This window comes from Streptomyces sp. NC-S4 (genome assembly GCF_054353315.1).
In genome coordinates this window covers 179,511-197,931 of the sequence record NZ_CM135937.1, presented here as the reverse complement: position 1 = coordinate 197,931, position 18,421 = coordinate 179,511, and the positions used below count along the sequence as shown (strand labels likewise).

Annotated in this window: 14 protein-coding genes and 1 pseudogene; 7 read left to right on the top strand and 8 right to left on the bottom strand. The window is 72.6% G+C overall.

Annotation, left to right across the window (positions count from 1 at the left end; genetic code table 11):
• Window positions 1–21: 21 nt before the first annotated feature.
• Window positions 22–759 carry a TetR/AcrR family transcriptional regulator gene (locus ACXNSR_RS00980; protein ID WP_458640212.1) on the bottom strand — a complete coding sequence of 246 codons (738 nt, stop codon included), beginning with the start codon at window positions 757–759 and terminating at the stop codon, window positions 22–24.
• A gap of 105 nt (window positions 760–864) precedes the next feature.
• On the opposite strand from ACXNSR_RS00980, the gene ACXNSR_RS00975 reads away from it, so the two are divergent.
• The 4 genes from ACXNSR_RS00975 (at window position 865) to fabV (ending at window position 6,227) form a co-directional block, all read left to right on the top strand.
• Window positions 865–2,115, top strand: a complete 1,251-nt coding sequence (locus ACXNSR_RS00975; protein WP_458640211.1) for a saccharopine dehydrogenase family protein — start codon at window positions 865–867, stop codon at window positions 2,113–2,115.
• Between the two features lie 152 nt (window positions 2,116–2,267).
• On the top strand, window positions 2,268–3,725 hold the full coding sequence (locus ACXNSR_RS00970; protein ID WP_458640210.1) for a ribonuclease catalytic domain-containing protein: 1,458 nt from the start codon (window positions 2,268–2,270) through the stop codon (window positions 3,723–3,725).
• A gap of 144 nt (window positions 3,726–3,869) precedes the next feature.
• Window positions 3,870–4,874 (top strand): AraC-like ligand-binding domain-containing protein, encoded by a 1,005-nt coding sequence (locus tag ACXNSR_RS00965; RefSeq protein WP_458640209.1) that lies wholly within the window; start codon window positions 3,870–3,872, stop codon window positions 4,872–4,874.
• Window positions 4,875–5,012: 138 nt separating this feature from the next.
• Window positions 5,013–6,227: an enoyl-[acyl-carrier-protein] reductase FabV gene (fabV, locus tag ACXNSR_RS00960; RefSeq protein WP_458640208.1), complete on the top strand. Its 1,215-nt coding sequence runs from the start codon at window positions 5,013–5,015 to the stop codon at window positions 6,225–6,227.
• A 37-nt stretch (window positions 6,228–6,264) separates the two neighbouring features.
• Here fabV and ACXNSR_RS00955 read toward each other — a convergent pair whose 3' ends face one another.
• The 5 genes from ACXNSR_RS00955 to ACXNSR_RS00935 form a co-directional block, all read right to left on the bottom strand.
• Entirely contained in the window at window positions 6,265–7,215 is a 951-nt protein-coding gene (locus ACXNSR_RS00955) for a carbohydrate ABC transporter permease (RefSeq protein WP_458640207.1), read from the bottom strand.
• Window positions 7,212–8,546 carry an ABC transporter permease gene (locus ACXNSR_RS00950; RefSeq protein ID WP_458640206.1) on the bottom strand — a complete coding sequence of 445 codons (1,335 nt, stop codon included), beginning with the start codon at window positions 8,544–8,546 and terminating at the stop codon, window positions 7,212–7,214. The genes ACXNSR_RS00955 and ACXNSR_RS00950 overlap by 4 nt, the downstream gene beginning before the upstream one ends.
• Before the next feature lie 10 nt (window positions 8,547–8,556).
• Window positions 8,557–9,888: an ABC transporter substrate-binding protein gene (locus ACXNSR_RS00945; protein ID WP_458640205.1), complete on the bottom strand. Its 1,332-nt coding sequence runs from the start codon at window positions 9,886–9,888 to the stop codon at window positions 8,557–8,559.
• 53 nt (window positions 9,889–9,941) lie between these two features.
• Window positions 9,942–11,654 carry a glycoside hydrolase family 13 protein gene (locus tag ACXNSR_RS00940; protein WP_458640204.1) on the bottom strand — a complete coding sequence of 571 codons (1,713 nt, stop codon included), beginning with the start codon at window positions 11,652–11,654 and terminating at the stop codon, window positions 9,942–9,944.
• Between the two features lie 213 nt (window positions 11,655–11,867).
• Window positions 11,868–13,157, bottom strand: a complete 1,290-nt coding sequence (locus ACXNSR_RS00935; protein WP_458640203.1) for an ABC transporter substrate-binding protein — start codon at window positions 13,155–13,157, stop codon at window positions 11,868–11,870.
• Window positions 13,158–13,325: 168 nt separating this feature from the next.
• Between ACXNSR_RS00935 and ACXNSR_RS00930 the strand changes: the two genes are divergently transcribed.
• The 3 genes from ACXNSR_RS00930 to ACXNSR_RS00920 are packed head-to-tail and all read left to right on the top strand — an operon-like array spanning window position 13,326 to window position 16,956.
• A complete protein-coding gene (locus ACXNSR_RS00930) occupies window positions 13,326–13,832 on the top strand; it encodes a PadR family transcriptional regulator (RefSeq protein ID WP_314252823.1) in 507 nt (168 codons plus the stop codon).
• Window positions 13,829–14,620, top strand: coding sequence for an ABC transporter ATP-binding protein (locus ACXNSR_RS00925; RefSeq protein WP_458640202.1), 792 nt, complete (start codon window positions 13,829–13,831; stop codon window positions 14,618–14,620). Before ACXNSR_RS00930 ends, ACXNSR_RS00925 begins: the two co-directional genes overlap by 4 nt.
• A 2-nt stretch (window positions 14,621–14,622) precedes the next feature.
• Window positions 14,623–16,956 carry an ABC transporter permease gene (locus tag ACXNSR_RS00920; protein ID WP_458643520.1) on the top strand — a complete coding sequence of 778 codons (2,334 nt, stop codon included), beginning with the start codon at window positions 14,623–14,625 and terminating at the stop codon, window positions 16,954–16,956.
• Window positions 16,957–16,998: 42 nt separating this feature from the next.
• On the opposite strand, the pseudogene ACXNSR_RS00915 reads toward ACXNSR_RS00920, so the two are convergent.
• Together ACXNSR_RS00915 and ACXNSR_RS00910 are read right to left on the bottom strand one after the other, a co-directional pair.
• A pseudogene (locus tag ACXNSR_RS00915) lies at window positions 16,999–17,766 on the bottom strand (NAD(P)H-binding protein).
• Window positions 17,767–17,875: 109 nt separating this feature from the next.
• Window positions 17,876–18,421: an AAA family ATPase gene (locus ACXNSR_RS00910; protein WP_458640201.1), complete on the bottom strand. Its 546-nt coding sequence runs from the start codon at window positions 18,419–18,421 to the stop codon at window positions 17,876–17,878.

Sequence of the window (18,421 nt, the reverse complement as noted above, 5' to 3'; positions counted from 1 at the left end):
AAGCCCGCCCGCAGGCCCCGCTCAGCCGCGCCCCGCCGCGTCCCCGCCCCCGGCCCCCGCCGCGTCCGCGAGCTGCCGCTCGGCGGTGTCCAGCAGCATCTCCAGCGCCACCGGGTACGCGCTGTGCGGCATCCGGGCGGCCAGCAGTCCCGCGGTGGCCGCGATGTTCGGGTACGCCTCGGCCGGCAGCCTGGCGTACGTCGACTCCCACCGCTCCTCGTCCGACTCGCGTGCCTTGTCCGTCAGGGCGAGGGGCCCCGCGTCGAGCGCCGCGAAGGCCAGGGCCTGGTCGATGTAGGCGTGGTAGATCCGTACGGCGTCCACGTCCGCGAAGCCCGCGCCGCGCAGGCTGCCGAGGATCGCCTCGTCGGCCGCGATCTCGCGCGGGCGGCCGCTCACCCGGCTCGCGGTCAGCAGCGCGGCCTGCGGATGCGCGAGGTAGGCGCCGTGGATGCGCAGCCCGAGCGAGCGCAGGTCCTCGCGCCACCGCCCGGTGGGGACCCAGCCGTCGAGCGCCCGGCCGATCAGCTCCTCGCCGATGGCGAGGGTCAGCCCGTCCATGCCGTCGAAGTACCGGTACAGGGTGCTGGGGTCCGCCCCCAGAGCTGCCCCCAGCCGCCGGGCGGACAGGCCCGCGCTCCCGTGCTCGCGCACCATCCGCAGGGCCGTCTCGACGATCAGCCGCTCGGAGAGCACCGTCCCCTGCCGGGTCGGGCGCCGCCGCCTGCGAGCCTCCTCCGGGACCACGTCCTTCGCCATCGCCCGCCTCCGTCCATCCTTATGCCAACACCATTGACCTTAACTCGGACGGAACGGTTCCATCAGCCCCCTGAGGCGCACGCCTCACACAGAAAGGACCTCGCCATGCGTGTTCTGCTTGTGGGTGCCGGCGGTGTCGGCAGCGCGATCACCAAGATCGCCGCCCGCCGCGACTTCTTCGACCACTTCGTCGTCGCCGACTACGACCTGGCCCGCGCCGAGGCCGCCGTCGCGGCCCTGGGCGCGGACGAGCAGCGGTTCAGCGCCTGCCGCGTCGACGCCTCCGACGAGGGGGCGGTCACCCGGCTGCTCACCGAGCGCGGCTGCGACGTCCTGATGAACGCCACCGACCCGCGCTTCGTGATGCCCCTGTTCAACGCCGCGCTCGCGGCCGGCAGCCACTACCTCGACATGGCCATGTCCCTCTCCCGCCCGCACCCCGACCGCCCGCACAGCGAATGCGGCGTGAAGCTCGGCGACGAGCAGTTCGCACGGGCCGAGGAGTGGGAGAAGTCGGGCCGCCTCGCCCTCGTCGGCATGGGCGTCGAGCCCGGCCTCTCGGACGTCTTCGCCCGCTACGCCGCCGACCACCTCTTCGACGACATCGAGGAGATCGGCATCCGCGACGGAGCCAACCTGGCCGTAGAGGGCTACGACTTCGCCCCGTCCTTCAACATCTGGACGACGATCGAGGAGTGCCTGAACCCGCCCGTGGTCTACGAGCGCGAGCGCGGCTGGTTCACCACCGAGCCGTTCAGCGAGCCGGAGGTCTTCGACTTCCCCGAGGGCATCGGCCCCGTCGAGTGCGTCAACGTCGAACACGAGGAGGTCCTCCTGGTCCCGCGCTGGGTCGGAGCCCGCCGGGTCACCTTCAAGTACGGCCTCGGCGACGACTTCATCGGCAAGCTCAAGACCCTCCACGCCCTCGGCCTGGACTCCACCGAACGGGTCACGGTCCGCGGCGAGGACGGCAGTGAGGTCCGGATCTCGCCGCGCGACGTGGTCGCCGCATGCCTGCCCGACCCGGCGACCCTCGGGGACCGGATGACCGGAAAGACCTGCGCCGGCACCTGGGTCAAGGGCACCAAGGACGGCCGCTCCCGCGAGGTCTACCTCTACCACGTGGTCGACAACCAGTGGTCCATGCGCGAGTACGGCTCCCAGGCCGTCGTCTGGCAGACCGCCGTCAACCCGGTGGTGGCCCTCGAACTCCTGGCCACCGGCGTCTGGTCGCAGCCCGGCGTCCTGGGCCCCGAGGCCCTTCCGCCGCTCCCCTTCCTGGACCTGCTCACCGCCTACGGCTCCCCGTGGGGCATGCGGGAACAGGGCGAGACCCCCGAAACCCCGGGCAACTGACCGTCCGGCACACCGGAGGGGCCGCGCCGAAGCCGGCGCGCCGCCCCTCCGGCGGCCGCACCCCAACGCGCCGCGCCGGGTGCCCGGGCCGGAGCGGCCCGCTCGGACCCGCTCACCGCGCCGCCGCGTGACCGTCGCCCTACGCTCGGGGCATGCGACGCCGCCGCCCGATGCACATGTCCGACGAGGCTCTGGACACCCTGCGCTCCGCGCTGGTGGAGCTCCGTGCGGAGCTGAAGGTCCCCGTTGCCTTCCCCAAACGCGTGCTCAAGGCGGCCGACAGGGCGGCGAACCAGCCGCTACCGAACCACGAGGACGCCACCCACCTGCCGTTCTTCACGATCGACCCGCCGACCTCCAAGGACCTCGACCAGGCCATGCACCTGGAGCGGCGGCCCGGCGGCGGCTTCCGCGTGTACTACGCCATCGCCGACGTGGCCGCATTCGTCCGGCCCGGCAGCCCCCTGGACGCCGAGGCGCACGACCGGATCGAGACCCTCTACTTCCCCGACCTCAAGGTGCCGCTGCACCCGCCGGTGCTCTCCGAGGACGCGGCCAGCCTGCTGCCGTACAAGGCCCGCCCGGCTCTCCTGTGGCAGCACGATCTCGACGCCGCCGGCAACGTGACCGCATCGTCCGTCAGGCGGGCCATCGTCCGCAGCCAGGCCAAACTCAGCTACCAGGGCGTCCAGCAGACCATCGAGGACGGCACGGCCAAGGAGTCCGTCGCATTGCTGCGCGAGATCGGCAAGCTGCGGGAGGCCGTCGAGATCACGCGCGGGGGCATCTCGGTGAACCTGCCGGATCAGGAGGTCGGCCTCGAAGGCGGATCGTTCCGGCTGAGCTACGCGGCGACGCTGCCGGTGGAGGGCTGGAGCGAACAGATCTCCCTCATGACCGGAATGGCCGCGGCCCAGATCATGATCGACAGCGGTACGGGGATCCTGCGGACCCAGAAGGAGCAGGCCGACCAGCACGTGGTCAGGCGCCTGCACGAGATCGCAAGGTGCCTGGGCATCGTCTGGGACCCCGGTGTCTCGTACGCCGCGCTGGTCCGCAAGCTCGATCCGAAGAACCAGAAGCACCTGGCCTTCCTCACCGAGGCCACCACCACGATGCTCAAGGCGGAATACACCGTCTTCCGCGACCACCGGACACCGGAGCACACGACGCACGCGGCGATCGCGGCCCCGTACACCCACTGCACGGCTCCGCTGCGCCGCCTGGTCGACCGGTACGCCGGCGAGCTGTGCGTGGCAGCGTGCGCGGACGAACCGCCGCCGAAGTGGGTGCTCGACGCCCTGCACTGCCTGCCGTGCGACATGGCACGGGGGAAGGGGGGTGCCGCGGACCGGCAGACCGTGGACCTGGCCGAGGCCGCGGTGCTCATGCACCGCGTGGGCGAGGTGTTCGACGCGGCGGTCATCGACACCGACGCGGAGCGCGACGATCCTTTCAAGGGCAAGGTGTACCTGGCCGACCCCGCGGTGCTGGCCAAGGTCGCCTCGACCAACGGCCGGAAGCTCCTGCTCGGCGCGAGCGTCAGGGCCAGGCTCAAGCGGGCGGACCCCTCGTCGGACGACGACAAGGTCCTCTTCACCGTGCCCTGACGGACCGGGCGGGGTCGGAGGCGGCGTCGTCGGCCACGGGCGCAGCGACGCCACGCCACGCCACGCCGCACCGAACCATGCGTCGGCAGTCGTACGCCTGTTGCATCCTGGCCTCTGTCGGAGGTCTTGAGCCGGGGACGGAACATGTGGTCAGTGGTGTCGGCGAGCGAGCTGCCCGCGGGGGAGCGCTTCGACTGGTTCTCCGACACGCTCTCGCGGGAGGTGGTGCCCACCGCGCTGAGTACCGAGCGGCCCGCCGAGTTCCAGGCCGAGGCCGCCGTCCTGGAACTCGGCGAACTCCGCTTGGCCAGGCTGGAGTTCTCCCCGCTCGGCTCACGGCGCACCCCCGCGTTGATCCGGCGCGGCGACCCCGGGCAGTACCAGCTCGGCCTGATGCGGGGCGGGCGCGCGTGCCTGGCCCAGCAGCGCAGTGAGTGCAGTGTCGGCGCCGGGGACATCCTGCTCTGGGACACCTCGCGCACCTCCGACGTGCAGACCGCCGCCGATGACGGCCTGGTGCGCCTCGCCATGCTCCAACTGCCCCAAGACGCAATGCCGTTGAACGTCGACCGGCTCGGCCGGCTGCTCGCCCGCCGGATTCCGGGGGACCAGGGCGCGGCGGCGGTCCTGACCGCGTTCGTGGACGCGCTCGAAGGCCACGGCGGCCAGTGCGCCCCGGCCGAACTGCACCGGCTCGGCACGGTCGCGGTCGACCTCGTCGCCGCCTGCCTGGCCCAGCACCTGGACGCCGAGGCCGAGCTCCCCCCGGAAGTCCGAACGCAGGCCCTGCTGCAGCGCGTCCACGCCTTCATCGACCGCAACCTCGCCGACCCGGCCCTGACCCCGTCGGCGATCGCCGCTCGCCACCACATCTCGGTGCGCACGCTCCACCAGCTCTTCCGGCGGCAGGACGGGACGGAGCCCGAGACCGTCCGGGCCCGGATCCGCCGACGCCGCCTGGAGCGGTGCCGCAGCGACCTCGCCCGCCCCGAGCCCGAGGGTCACCCCGTGCACGCGATCGCCGCGCGCTGGGGGTTCAGCGGCCCGGCGGTCTTCAGCCGGTCCTTCCGCGAGAGGTACGGCCTCACCCCGACGGAGTTCCGCGCGCTGAGCGTCGACGGCGACCGTGTCGAGCGCTGCCGCAAGTAGCGGAACGCTCCAAGATCGACTGGCGATCCTTGTGCCCGGCGGTGGCCACTGTCCGTGTCCGGCCTGTCGCAGACTGACGGGACACGGTGGTCCGGCCGGTTGCCGCCACCCCGACCCGATCGACCAAGGACTGCAAGCATGAGCGAGCGCGTTCTCGTCCCCCGCAACCGGGGCTTCCTCTTCCTCGACTCCCACCCGGCGGGCTGCGAGCAGCTGGTGGCCGACATGTGGAAGGCCTGCCCGGCCCCCGCCGGCCTTCCGGCCGGGGCCGGGCCGGTGGCCCTGATCATCGGTTCCTCGGCCGGATACGGCCTCGCGGCCACGGTCGCCGGACTGAAGCGCGCCGGTGTGCGCGGCATCGCGGTCTCCTTCGAGAAGGCGCCCACCGAACGGCGTACCGCCACGGCAGGCTGGTACCGCACGGCCGCCACCGCCGACCTCGCCCGTACCGCCGGGCGGGATCTGGTCTTCCTCAACGGCGACGGGTTCTCCGACGCGATGAAGAACGAGGTCGCCGACCTCATCGAGCAGCGCTTCGGCGGCAGGCTGGACCACCTGATCTACTCGGTGGCCGCGCCCCGGCGCACCGACCCGGAGACCGGCACCGCGTACGCCTCCGTCCTCAAGCCGATCGGCCGGGCGACCCGCACCAAGACCCTCGTCTTCGACGACGAGGGCGTTCCCGAGGTGCGCGAGGTCGAGACCGGGCCCGCCGAGGGCGATGACATCGAGCAGACCGTGGCCGTGATGGGCGGCGCGGACTGGGAACGCTGGATCGACCACCTGGCCGGCCGGGGACTGCTCGGCGAGGGCTTCTCCACCGCCGCGCTGTCGTACATCGGCTCGCCGCTGACGGCGGCGATCTACCGGCAGGGCACCATCGGAGCGGCCAAGGCCCACCTGGAGGCCACCGCCCGCACCCTGGACGAGCGGCTCGGAAAAGCGGTGGGCGGACGGGCCGTGACCTCCGTCAACGGCGCCGCCGTCACCCAGTCCTCCACCGCCGTCCCCGGCATCGCGCTGTACACCGGCCTGCTGCGCGGCGTCCTCGGCGCGGACCTGGTCCCGCCGGTGCGTCAGCTCGCCGCCCTGTGGGACCAGCTCACCGGTGCCGCGCCGCTCGCCCTGGACGACGACGGCCGGGTCCGCCTGGACACCTGGGAACTCGCCGACGATGTCCAGGCGGCCGTCGCGGAACGCTGGGAGGCGGCCACGACCGACACCGTCGCCTCCCTCGCCGACCTCGACTGGTTGCGCACCGAGGTCCAGCGCCTGTACGGATTCGCGGTGCCGGGCGTCGACTACACCGCCGCGGTGGCCACCGACGTTCCCTGGCCGGTACCCACCTCCTGATCCCGGTGCGGTACCCGCTCCGGCGGGATGGTGGCGGTCACTTCACCGAGCCCGCCATCACCCCCTGGACGAAGTGCCGCTGGAAGGCGAAGAAGACGATCAGCGGGACCACCAGGGAGAGGAACGCCCCGGGCGCGAGGACGCCGATGTTGCTCCCGAACTGCCGCATCTGGGACTGCAGTGCCACCGTGAGCGGCTGGGACCCGCTGTCCGCGAAGAGCAGCGCGACGAGCATGTCGTTCCAGACCCAGAGGAACTGGAAGATGGCCAGGCTCGCGATGGCCGGGCGGCCGAGCGGCAGCACCAGCCGCGAGAAGATCCGCCACTCGCTGCCGCCGTCCATCCGGGCGGCCTCCAGCATCTCGCGCGGTATCTCGGCGAAGTAGTTGCGCAGCAGGAAGACCGCGAACGGCAGCCCGTAGGCGACGTGGAAGAGGACCACGCCCGCCACCGTGCCGAACAGCCCCACCGCACCGAAGAGTTTGGCCACGGGCAGCAGCCCGATCTGCACGGGTACCACCAGCAGTCCGACGACCACCAGGAAGACGGCGTCCCGGCCGGGGAACTCCAGCCACGCGAAGGCGTATCCGGCGAGGGCCGCGATGGCGACCACCAGGGCGGTGGTCGGCACGGAGATCAGGACGGTGTTCCCGAAGGCCGCCGCGATACCGGAATCCTTCAGCAGGGCCGAGTAGTTCTCCAGGGACAGCCGGGACGGATCGGCCAGGGCCGTCCACCAGCCGCCGGAAGCGTTGTCGCCCTCGGAACGCAGGGAGGAGACGAGCAGGCCCGCCAGCGGGGTGATCCACACCAGGGCGACCAGGATCAGCACGCCCTGGACGACGGAGTTGCCCAGCAGGCGCGACAACCGCTGCCCGCGCCGGCGTCCGGGTCCGTGTGCGGGCCCCTTCGCCGACGGGCCGGGGACGGGGCGGACCGCGGTCGTCCGCCGGGACGGCCGTCGCTCGACGGTGCCGTGGCCGCTCATGCTCCACTCCTTCGGAATCGCCGGATGTTGAAGACCATCGCCGGGACGACGAGCAGGAGGAGAACCACGCTGAGCGCGCTGCCGAGCCCCTGGTCGTTGCCGCCGCCGAAGGAGACCAGCCACATGCGGGTGGCCAGCACGTTCGCCTCCTCCTGCACGGGGCCGGGCGCGATGATGTAGACGAGGTCGAAGACCTTCATCACGTTGATCACCAGGGTCACGAAGACGACGGTGAGCACGGGAGCGAGCAGCGGCACGGTGATCCTGCGGAAGATCTGGCCCTCGGAGGCGCCGTCCATCCGCGCCGCCTCCAGGGCGTCCCGCGGAATGGCCGCGAGGCCGGCGCCGATCAGCACCATCGCGAAGCCGGTCCACACCCACAGGTAGGCGCCGATGATGGCCGGTGTCACCAACGCCGGACCGAGCCAGTTCACCCCCTGGTACGGGGCCGCGAAGTTCGCCGCGGGCAACCGGACGGTGTACGGGCCGTCGGCCAGCCCGGTGAAGCGGAACGACCCGTCCGCCGCCGTGACGGCGGTGGCGGCCACCCGGCCGTCCCGGACGGCCTCGACGGTCATACCGGGCAGTCCGCTCTCGCCCGGGTCTATGCGGCCCGGGGTGCCGGCGCCACCGGGGGCGAAGTCGAGGTAGACGACACCCCCGATGCTGTCGGGCCGGTCCGCCGCGGGGGCCGCGTGCTGCGCACCGGCCGGCATCGCGTCGGGTGCCACCCCGATGAGGCCGAGAGCGACCGACCGGCCGGGGCGGACGGCCTCCCCGGTGCTGTACGGGCCACCCGGGCCGCCCGTCAGGCCCTGGCCCTCCCGGGCGCGGGCCGTCGGATAGGCGGCGGTGTCCACGAAGCCGTCGTGGACACCGACGACGGCTGCGTTGAGTACGCCCCGCGCCGGGTCCTGTTCGTAGGCGAGCCGGAAGATGATGCCCGCGGCGAGGAACGACACGGCCATCGGAAGGAAGAGCACGAGCTTGAACGCGGTCGCCCAGCGCACCTTCTCGGTGAGCACGGCGAGCACCAGCCCGAGTCCGGTCAGCAGGGTCGGCGCGACGACGACCCAGAGGGCGCTGTTGCGGATCGCCTTGAGGGTGGCCGGGTCCTGCACGATCGCCGCGTAGTTGGCGGCGCCTACGAAGCGGTCGCCGTCGGCGTCGAAGAGGCTGCGGCCGAGGGAGAAGAGGACCGGGTAGACGACCAGCGCGCCGAGCAGCAGCAGGGCGGGCAGGACGAAGACGACCGCGAGGCGGCGTTTTCTGCGCTGGGCCCGGCGCCGCCCGTCGGCGGCGCCACGGGCGGCGGTCATGGTGTCAGCCATGGGAGGCGCCTCAGTTCCCGAAGGCCTTGGCGGCCTCGGCCTCGAGCTTCGCGGCCGTGCCCCGCGGGTCCGACGGATCGCGCAGGAAGTCCTGGAGGAGCTTCCACTCGCCCGCGCCCTTGGTGCCGCCGAACGCGGCCGGGGCCTGGTCCGACATGTCGAAGCGGATCGAGTCGCCCGCCGCGATGAGCGAGTCGGCGGTGCTGCGGGTGACCTCGTCCCCGTACGCGGTGAGGTCGAGCTCCTTGTTCGGGGACAGGAAGCCGCCGGCGCGGGCCCAGACCTCGGCGGCCTCCGGGCTCGACAGGAACTCGAGCAGCTTCATGCCGGCCTTGCCGTTCTTCGCGTCCTTGAGGACGACGGCCGCGTCACCGCCGCTGACGACCGGCATCCTGCCGCCGTCGACCGCGGGGAACGGGAAGAACTTGGCGTCCTTGCCGGGCTTCTTGCCGAACTGGTCCTTGGCGATGCCGCCGACGAAGTCGCCCTCGTAGACCATGCCCGCCTTGGGCCCGGGGCCGAAGACCTGGGCGACCGACGTGGGGAAGTCGGTGCTGAGCGCGGTCTGGGCGCCGCCGGCCACGAGCTGCTTGTCCTTGAACAGTTCGCCGAGGGTGGTCAGCGCCCTGACGACGGTCTCGTCGGTCCACTTGAGCTTGTGCTGGGCGAGCTGGTCGTACCTCTCCGGTCCGGCCTGGGAGAGGTAGACGTTCTCGAACCAGTCCGTGAGGGTCCAGCCGTCCTCGCCGGCTATGGCGAAGGCGGGGCGACCGGAGTCGGCGAGGGTGCGGCCGGCCTTCAGCATGTCCGAGTAGCTCGTGGGCTCGTTGACGCCGGCCTGGGCGAAGGCCTCCGGGGCGTACCAGACGGTCGACTTGTGGGCGGCCTTGAAGTAGAGCCCGTAGTAGGTGCCGTCGACGGTGCCGTAGTTCCGCCACACCGGGGCGAGGGTGGATCCGGCCTTCCGGGTGGCTTGCTCGGACAGGGGCTGGAGCCAGCCCTCCTTGGCGAACTGCTGGAGCACCCCCACCTGGGGAACCAGCACCACGTCGGGCGCGTTGCCGCCTTCGATCTTGCTTCCGACGAAGGTGGAGACGTTGTCGCCGGAGGGTACGAAGACCGTCTTGGCGCCGGTCCGCTCGGAGAAGGCGTCCAGGACCTTCTTGAAGTTCTGCTGCTCGCTGCCGGTCCAGACGCCGGTCACGGTCACGGTCTGGCCGCTCAGTTCGCCGTCGCTCGCGGGTCCGGTCGCGTTGCCGCAGGCGGTGGCACCGAGGGCGAGGGCGAGGGCCGCCGATGCGGTGGCCGCGGTCCGCCGGGTCGTCTTGCTGGGTCGTCGCATGAGGGAGTCCTTGTCTGGAGGTCAGGAAGGGGAGGCGGGCGGAGAAGGGGAGGTCAGGGGCCGGGGGTCACGGGCGCGGGCGTCACGGGAGCCGGGCATTCGGCCGCCCACCAGGCGGCGGTCGCCGCCGGCAGGACCCCGTCGGGACAGGGGCCGCTGGCGAGCAGCGGACTCCCCGGGACCGGAGCGGGCACCGGCTCGGTGCCGAAGTTCACCGCGCAGACCAGGCCGTCGCCACGGCTGATCGCCAGCACCTGAGGGGGCGCGTCCAGCCAGCGCAGCGGGCCCTCGCCGAGCTGCGGCAGGGTCCGCCGCAGCTGGAGCCCGTCGCGGTAGAGGTGCCAGAAGGAACGGGTGTCGGCCAGGGCGCGGTCGGTGGCGTGCTCGGCGAACCACTCGGGCTGCGGCAGCCACGGCTTGGCCCCGGCGGCTTCCCCGGAGAAGCCGAACGGCGAGGCGTGCCCGGACCAGGGCAGCGGCACGCGGCAGCCGTCCCGGACGTGCTTGCGGCTGCCCGTACGGTGGAAGATCGGGTCGGTGAGGACCTCGTCGGGCAGGTCGAGGACCTCGGGGAGGCCGAGTTCCTCGCCCTGGTAGACGTAGGCGGCGCCGGGCAGCGCGAGCATCAGGAGGGCCGCGGCGCGGGCGCGGGCGGCACCCAGTCCGCTGCCTTCCACCCCGGGCTCGCCCGCGTAGCGGGTGACCGTGCGGACCTGGTCGTGGTTGTTGAGGACCCAGGTGACGGTGGAGCCGGTACCGGCGATGTCGCGCATCGCGTCGGTGATCGTCGTGCGGAAGGCGTCGGCGTCCCAGGGGGCGCTCAGCAGGTCGAAGAAGAAGGCCTGGTGCAGTTCGTCGGGACGGACGTATTCGGCGTGCTCGCGCGCGGTGGGCACGGACACCTCGCCGACCAGCAGCCGCTCGCGGCCGTCCCGGGCGGTGTACTCCTCGCAGACCGAGCGCCAGCGCCGCCACACGCCGTGCACCTCGGGCTGGTTCCAGGCCAGCTGGTTGACCGCGTCGCGGGCCCGCTCGTCGGCTCCCGGGTCGTCCGAGTCGGGCAGCGCGGGGTGCTTGAACAGCCCGGCGGCGACATCGATGCGGAAGCCGTCGACCCCGCGGTCCAGCCAGAAGCGCAGCACCTCCTCGAAGTCGTCGCCCACGGCCGGATCGCGCCAGTTCAGGTCGGGCTGCTCGGGCGTGAAGAGGTGCAGGTACCACTCGCCGGGGGTGCCGTCGGGGCCGGTGGTCCGGCTCCAGGCGGGGCCGCCGAACATCGCGCGCCAGTTGTTCGGGGGCTCCGCCGCGTCCGGGCCGCGGCCGGGGGCGAAGTGGAAGCGGGCGCGCTCCGCGCTGCCCGGCGCCGCGGCGAGCGCGCTGCGGAACCACGGGTGCTCGCTGGAGCAGTGGTTGGGAACGATGTCGAGGAGCAGCTTCAGCCCGAGCCGGCGGGCGTCGGCCACCAGCCGGTCGAACTCGTCGAGGTCGCCGTAGACCGGGTCGACACCGCGGTAGTCGGCGACGTCGTAGCCGTGGTCGTGCTGCGGCGACGGGTAGAAGGGGCTGAGCCAGATGCCGTCGACACCGAGCTTGCGCAGGTAGGGAAGCCCGGCCCGGACGCCGGCCAGGTCGCCGATGCCGTCCCCGGTGCTGTCGAGGAAGCTGCGGACGTAGACCTGGTAGATCACCGCGTCACGCCACCAAGGGGCCGGTGCGCTGGCGATGGGGGAGGGGTGGCCGGTAGCGGCCGGAAGGGTGCTGAGCATCTCGCGTCGACCTGTCTGCTGAATGCGAGAGCGCTCCGGATCGGTGCGCTGTTATGCATGCATGTTAAGTAGCGGCGACTGGAAGGTGTCAACGATGTGTCCAGAAACAGCGAAAAGCTGGGGTGATTTGTGTGTGTTTGCCCGCATGCAAAAGGAAGGGCCTCTACTTAACATGTAAGTAGAGGCCCTCGAGAAGGGAGCGGAAAGGTGCGATCAGCCCGTGCGGGAAATGGTCCCGAGCTCGCGCGCGAGCCGCGCCGACGCCTGCTCCGGCGTCTGGCGCAGCGCCAGCACGTCCTGCGCCACGGCCTGCACGGCGAGGCTCACCTGGTCGTAGCGCGGACTCTTGGGACGCGGCACCGCCGACAGCACGCTCTGGCGCAGCGTGGGCAGGTACGGATACGCCCGGACCAGCTCGGGGTCCTCGTACAGCGCGGCGCGCACCGGAGGCAGCGCCCCCTTGGTGAGCACCTGCCGCTGGACCCGCTCGCTGGTGAGGTAGGAGATCAGGTCGGCCGCCGACGCCGGATGCCGCGCATGGCTGCTCACGGCGAGGTTGGAGCCGCCCAGCACGCTGGTGCCGGGCCCGTCGGGGCCGGGCAGCGGGACGGCGCCGAACCTGCCCGCGACCTTCGAGCCCTCCGCGCCCGCGTCCGCGTACACGTAGGGCCAGTTCCGCAGGAACAGCAGCCGGCCGTCCTGGAAGGCCCGCCGCGACTCCTCCTCCTTGTAGCCGAGCGCGTCGCGGGAGATCCAGCCCTCCCGCACCCCGTCCGCGAGGAACCGCAGCCCGGCGCGCGCCGCGTCCGAGTCCACGCTCACGCGGGCGCCGTCGTCGCGCAGAATGGATCCGCCCGCCGAGTGCACGGCCTCGGTGACGTTGACCGTGAGCCCTTCGTACGGCAGGAACTGACCGGCGTAGCCGTCCAGTCCGTACTTCGGGGCGATCGTGCGCGCCTGGCGGGCCAGCTCCTCCCAGGTGCGCGGCGGCTGCTCGCCCTCCCGGTCCAGGAGGTCCTTGCGGTAGTAGAGCAGTCCCGCGTTGGTGACGTACGGGACCGCGTACAGCCGGCCGTCGAAGGTCGCGGTGTCGACGACGGGCCGCAGGAAGTCGTCCAGCGGGAAGCGTTCGCGGCGCAGCGGGGAGATCCATCCCGCCGCCGCGAACTCGGACGTCCAGGCGACGTCGATGTTCAGTACGTCGAACCGGTCGCGACCGGATCGCAGCTCACTGATCATCTGGGCCCGGGTCTCGTCCGCCGAGTCGGGCAGTTCGACGAGCGTGACGCGCTCGCCGGGATGGGTGTCGTTCCAGTCCGCCAGGAGCGGAGGGAGATAGTCCGTGAGATCGCCCGCCGTGACGAGCGTCAGTGGACCGCGGCCACGGTCCCCGGAAGCCGCGCCCGCTCCGACGCCGTCGGCACGGACGCCGAGACCTGTGTACCCCGCCAGGACCACCGCCCCGACCAGGAGAGCTCTACCCGCGGCACGTATCCACCGCATAGATTCCTCCCAGTACACGATCCGGCTGCGTCGCCGACCACCGTGGCCTATATATACCCGTTAGGCATGGGCGATACTAGACGCCCAGGCAGACAAGACGGACGGCGGCGCAACTCGGCCCGCTGCCGAGTGAACCGTTCACTACGGAGCGGGAAGGAGGGGGAGCGAGTGCGGCTGGCGCTCCTTGCGCTCCTCACCCGTAGCCCTGCGCACGGTTACGAGCTGAAGCAGGACCTTGAGAAGCTCCTGGGCGCCGCGTACCCTCAGCCCAACGTCGGCCAGATCTACGTCACCCTCGGACGGCTGGAGAAGAGCGGCCTCATCGAGGGCGAGGACGTCGAACAGTCGGGGCGCCCCAACAAGCGCACGTACAAACTGACGGACGCAGGACGCGAGGCCGTACTGGCCTGGTTCGAGGACACCACCGAGGAGCCCCGGGTACGGGACGAGTTCTTCATGAAACTCGCGCTCGCGCCGCAGTCGGGTCTGGCCGATCCGGTCGCGCTGATCAACAAGCAGCGGCGGCAGTACCTCAACACCATGCGGGACCTGTCCAAGCTGGCCGCGGCGGAGGACCGCGACAACAAGATCTCCCAACTGCTGATCGAGGGCGCCATGCTGCACCTGCAGGCCGACCTCGACTGGCTGGAACGCTGCCAGGAGGAGCTGGAATGAGCGACGAGGCCGCCACCGCCGCTCCCGGCACGTCCGCCGAGCCCATACTGCGGGCCGAGGGCCTGACCAAGACGCACCACGGCGAGGGCGTACCGGTGCACGCCGTGCGCGGGGTGGACCTGTCCGTCCGGCCCGGCGAATTCGTCGCGGTCACCGGACCGTCCGGAGCCGGCAAGTCCACGCTCCTGCACCTGATGGGCGGCCTCCAGCGCCCCGACAGCGGGAAACTGTGGATCGGCGGGGAGCGGGTCGACGCGTACCGCGAGGCCCGCTGGGCGGTCCTGCGGCGCCGCAGCATCGGTGTCGTCTTCCAGTTCTTCAACCTGGTCTCCAACCTCACCGTCGCCGACAACGTCGAACTCCCCGCCCTGCTCGCCGGAGCGTCCCCCAAGGCCGCCCGCGCATCCCGCGCCGAGCTGCTCGCCGAACTCGGCCTCGAAGGCCGCGAACGCTCCATGCCCGGCGAACTGTCCGGCGGCGAACAGCAGCGGGTCGCACTCGCCCGCGCCCTGGTCAACCACCCCGCCCTGCTGCTCGCGGACGAGCCGGCCGGCAGCCTCGACAGCAAGGGCACCCGCGAGGTGCTGCGGCTGCTCTCCCGCTTCCACCAGCGCGGCCAGACGATCGTGATGGTCACCCACGACGCCCGGATGGCCAGCGCCGCCGACCGCGTCATCTCCTTCTTCGACGGGCGCATAGCCGACGACGCACAGCTCGGCGGCGGACGCCGAGGGCCGGGCCGCGGCGTCTCCGGTGTGCTGGACCTGGACCTGGAACCAAGGCAGTGACCGTGCGGGCCACGCTGCGCTGGGCGCACGCCGACTTCCGCGCACACCGCGGCGAAGCCCTCTTCGTCGTCCTGGCCAGCGCCGGGATCATCGCCTCGCTCCTGCTCGCCGGCGCCCTCTTCGGCTACGCCGCCAACCCCTGGCAGCGCGTCTTCAACCAGTCCCGCGGCGCCCACATCTGGCTGCACACCCGCGCCGGCGCCGACACGGCCGCCCTGTCCCGCGTGGACGGGGTCGCCGCTCTCTCCGGGCCCTACCGCACGACGGCGACGACGGTCGAGTCGCGCGGCGCCCGGGCCGGGGTGACGCTGCGCGCGGCCACGACCGTGCCCCCGCAGACCGGACGGCCGCTCGTCACCGCTGGCGACTGGCTGGCGCGGCCCGACACCACCGGAACCGGAACCGGCACCGGCGCCGTCGTACTGGAGGCCTCGGTCGCCCGGGCCCTCTGGGCGGAGCCGGGCGACACCGTACGGGTCACCGGCCCGGACGGAGCCCCGCACACCCTGCGGGTCAGCGGGATCGCCGAGGTGGCCGAGCCCCGCTACCACCCGGGCGGCGCGCCCGGCATCGGCTGGGTCCTCGACGACACCCTCGACGAGGTCGCCCACGGCGACACCGGGCAGAGCGTGGGCCTGCGACTGCAGGATCCGGACGACACCGACTTCACCGTCCAGCGGGCCGTGACCGTCCTCGGCGCCGACCGGGTCGCCCAGGTCACCAAATGGCAGCAGGCACGGGCCGAGGCGGGCGGCGACGACCGGCTGCTCGGGCAGATGTTCGCCGTCTTCGGACTCGGCGCGCTGCTCGCCGCCGCGCTCGCCGCCGCCGGAGCGATCGGCGCCCGCGTCCGCGGCCAGCTGCGGGACATCGCGATCCTCAAGGCCGTCGGATTCACCCCCGGCCAGGTGACCCGCGGCTTCCTCGTGCAGCACCTGGCCTTCGCCTTCCTCGGCGTGGCTCTCGGCACGGCGGCGATCGCCCTGCTGGGTGCCCGGATACCCGGGCGGATCGGGGAGGCGACCGCGGTCTGGCAGGACCTGCCCGGCCACACCGCGCTCATGATCGGCATCCCGTGCGGCGCGGTGCTGCTGATCGCGGCCGCGACCGGACTGTCGGCCTGGCGGGCCGGACGGGTCCCGCCCGTGCCGGTGGCCCGGGCGGCGCTGCCGTCGGCCGCGCCGATGACCGCGCTCGGCAGGCGGGCCCTCGGCGTACGCGTGCCGCCCGCCCTGGTCCTGGGCTGGCGTGCGGCCTTCCCGCGGCGCGGCCGCACGCTCGTCCCCGTCGCCCGGCTCGCCCTGCCCCTGGTCCTCATCACCGTCGCGCTCGTCGCCTGGTCGACGCTGGACCAGTTCCGCAGCCGGCCCGCGCAGATGGGACTGGCCGCGGCCCTGACCGTACGGGCCGGACAGCCGGCCGGGGCGTCCGACGCGGAACTGGAGCGGACCCTCGCCGGGGTCCGAGGCGTCGCCGCGGTCCACCCCGGCGCCGAGATGGCGGCGCTCGTGCCGGGGCAGACCGGCACCATCACGCTGCGCGGCCTGGGTACGGCCCGGGACCCGTACCCCGCAGAGGTGGTGGAAGGGCGGGCCGTCAGCGGTCCGGACGAGGCGGTGGCCGGGCAGGGGCTGCTCGACCTCCTCGGGGTACGGGTCGGCGCGTGGGTGCGGATGACCGTCGAGGGCCGGCCACAGATCCTGCACGTCGTCGGCCGCACCATCGAACCCGAATCCGGGGGCCGGGTGATCACCACGACCATCGACGCCCTGCGGGAGCGCGACCCGGGGCTGCGGCCCGGTTTCCACGCCCTGGTGCTGAGCGAGGGCGCGGACCCCGAGGCGGTGAGCGCCGCGCTCGCCGGGGCGGCGGCCGGAACGCTCGAGGTCCGAGAGACGCCGAACCCCGTCGACCGGCTGGAACCGGCGCGCGCGGTGATCGCCGCCCTGATCGCGGTCCTGGCGCTGATCGGGCTGATCGAGCTGCTGACACTGATCGGTACCGGCGTACGGGACCGCGGCCGGGACCTGCTCGCGCTGAAGGCGATCGGGCTCACCCCCCGGCAGATCGGCGCGATGATCGTGACGGCCGCCGGGCTGACGGCGCTGGCATCCGCCGTGGTGGGCACGACCGTGGGAGTGCTGTCCGGCAGATGGCTCGTGGACGCCCAGGGCGCGTCGAGCGGGATCGGCGCGGGCATCGCCCAGCTGCCGACGCTCCCCGTGCTGTTCACCGTGATCGTCGGGGCGGTGCTGGGCGCCGTGGTGGCGGCTGCGCTGCCGGCGACCCGGGCGGCCCGACGGCGGCCGGCCGACTCGCTGAGCGAGACGCTCTGACCCTCCGCAGCCGGCGACGGCGGGCGACGCGGAGCCCTGCCGTCAGCGGAACAGGTGGGCGTTCGCCTCGGCCCACTGCCGGAACGGCCTGCCCGGGGAGCCGGTGATGTGCGAGACCGTGTCACGCACGGCCAGCAGCTCGGCATTGACGTCTCCGCCCGTGACATCGAGCACCGCATCCGCGGCCTCCTCCCCGAAGACCGCGGCCATCCGGGCACGTGCCTCCCGCCGGCCGGTCCCGACGAAGGGCACGTCCCGCCCGAGCCCCGCGGCGATGGCCTCGACCTGCTGCCGGGCCGTCACCGGCTCGGGACCGGTCAGGGCGTACGTCCGCCCCCGATGGCCGGGCCCGGTCAGCGCAACCCGCGCCACCGACGCGATGTCAGCGGGATGGATCGTGGGCAGCCCGGTGTCCGCGTACGGCGCGCGGACCGCCTGACCGTCGCGGATCGTCGCCGCCCACATCATGGCGTTCGAGGCGAACTGCGTCGGCCGCAGGATCGTCCACGCCATGCCACTGTCCTTGAGCGGCCGCTCGACCGCCAGGTTCTCGCCGGCGGCGGGCCGCCGCGAGGACGTCCGCGTCCGGGCCCACACGGGACACCAGGAACAACGAGCGCACCCCGCCCGGAGCGGGCCCCAACGACTCCGGCACCGACAGGTCGCCCTCGACGGCCTCGACACCCCCCCGGGGAACGTCGTCCGTGAGGCGTCACGCGTGAAACCTCTCAGCGGCCCCGCACCGCACTTGTGAAACTCCTTCATCAGCGCACTGCCGATGTTTCCGGTGGCTCCGGTCACGAGAATCATGGGCGCGTTCTCCAGTCGGCGGTCGGTCGACTCGAGGACACGCTGGAAACCCAAGCGCACTTCAGGTCAAGAACGCTCCTGGCGAGGACGGCACGAAGGAGCGGCAGAGTCAGCCGGCGCGTCCGGGCAACCCCGCGAGACCGGTGTCGTGCAGGATGCGTTCGACCGTGTCGCACAGCGTGCTGTCGGCTCCGATGACGGTCTCGACGCCACGGGGAAGGAGGTCCCGCTCGCGGTACCAGTCGCGCAGTTCTCGCTCGGTGACCTGTGCCCGATAGGCGGCGTCGCCCTTCGAGGAATGCCGGGACAGCGTCTCCTCGAACGGGATGTCGAGGTAGTAGCAGCGGGACACCCCACGGTGGTCGCCGAGCAGGCCCGCGAGCATGTCGCCGTACCGGTCGGCGTACAGGATTCCCTCGACGACCACGTGATGGCCCGCGCGCAGCGCGTAGCGGGCGACGGTGTCGATCAGCCCGATGTTGGCGGCGCCGGGCACGTCACGCTCTCCCAGGACGGTCCGTCGCATGTTGTCCTGGCCGACAAGGGCCAGGCCACGGCCGAAGCGGTCGCGGATCCCCGCCGCCACCGAGGACTTGCCCGACGCCGAGTTCCCCCGGAGAACCACGAGCCGGGTCCCTTCGCTTCCCACGGTCAT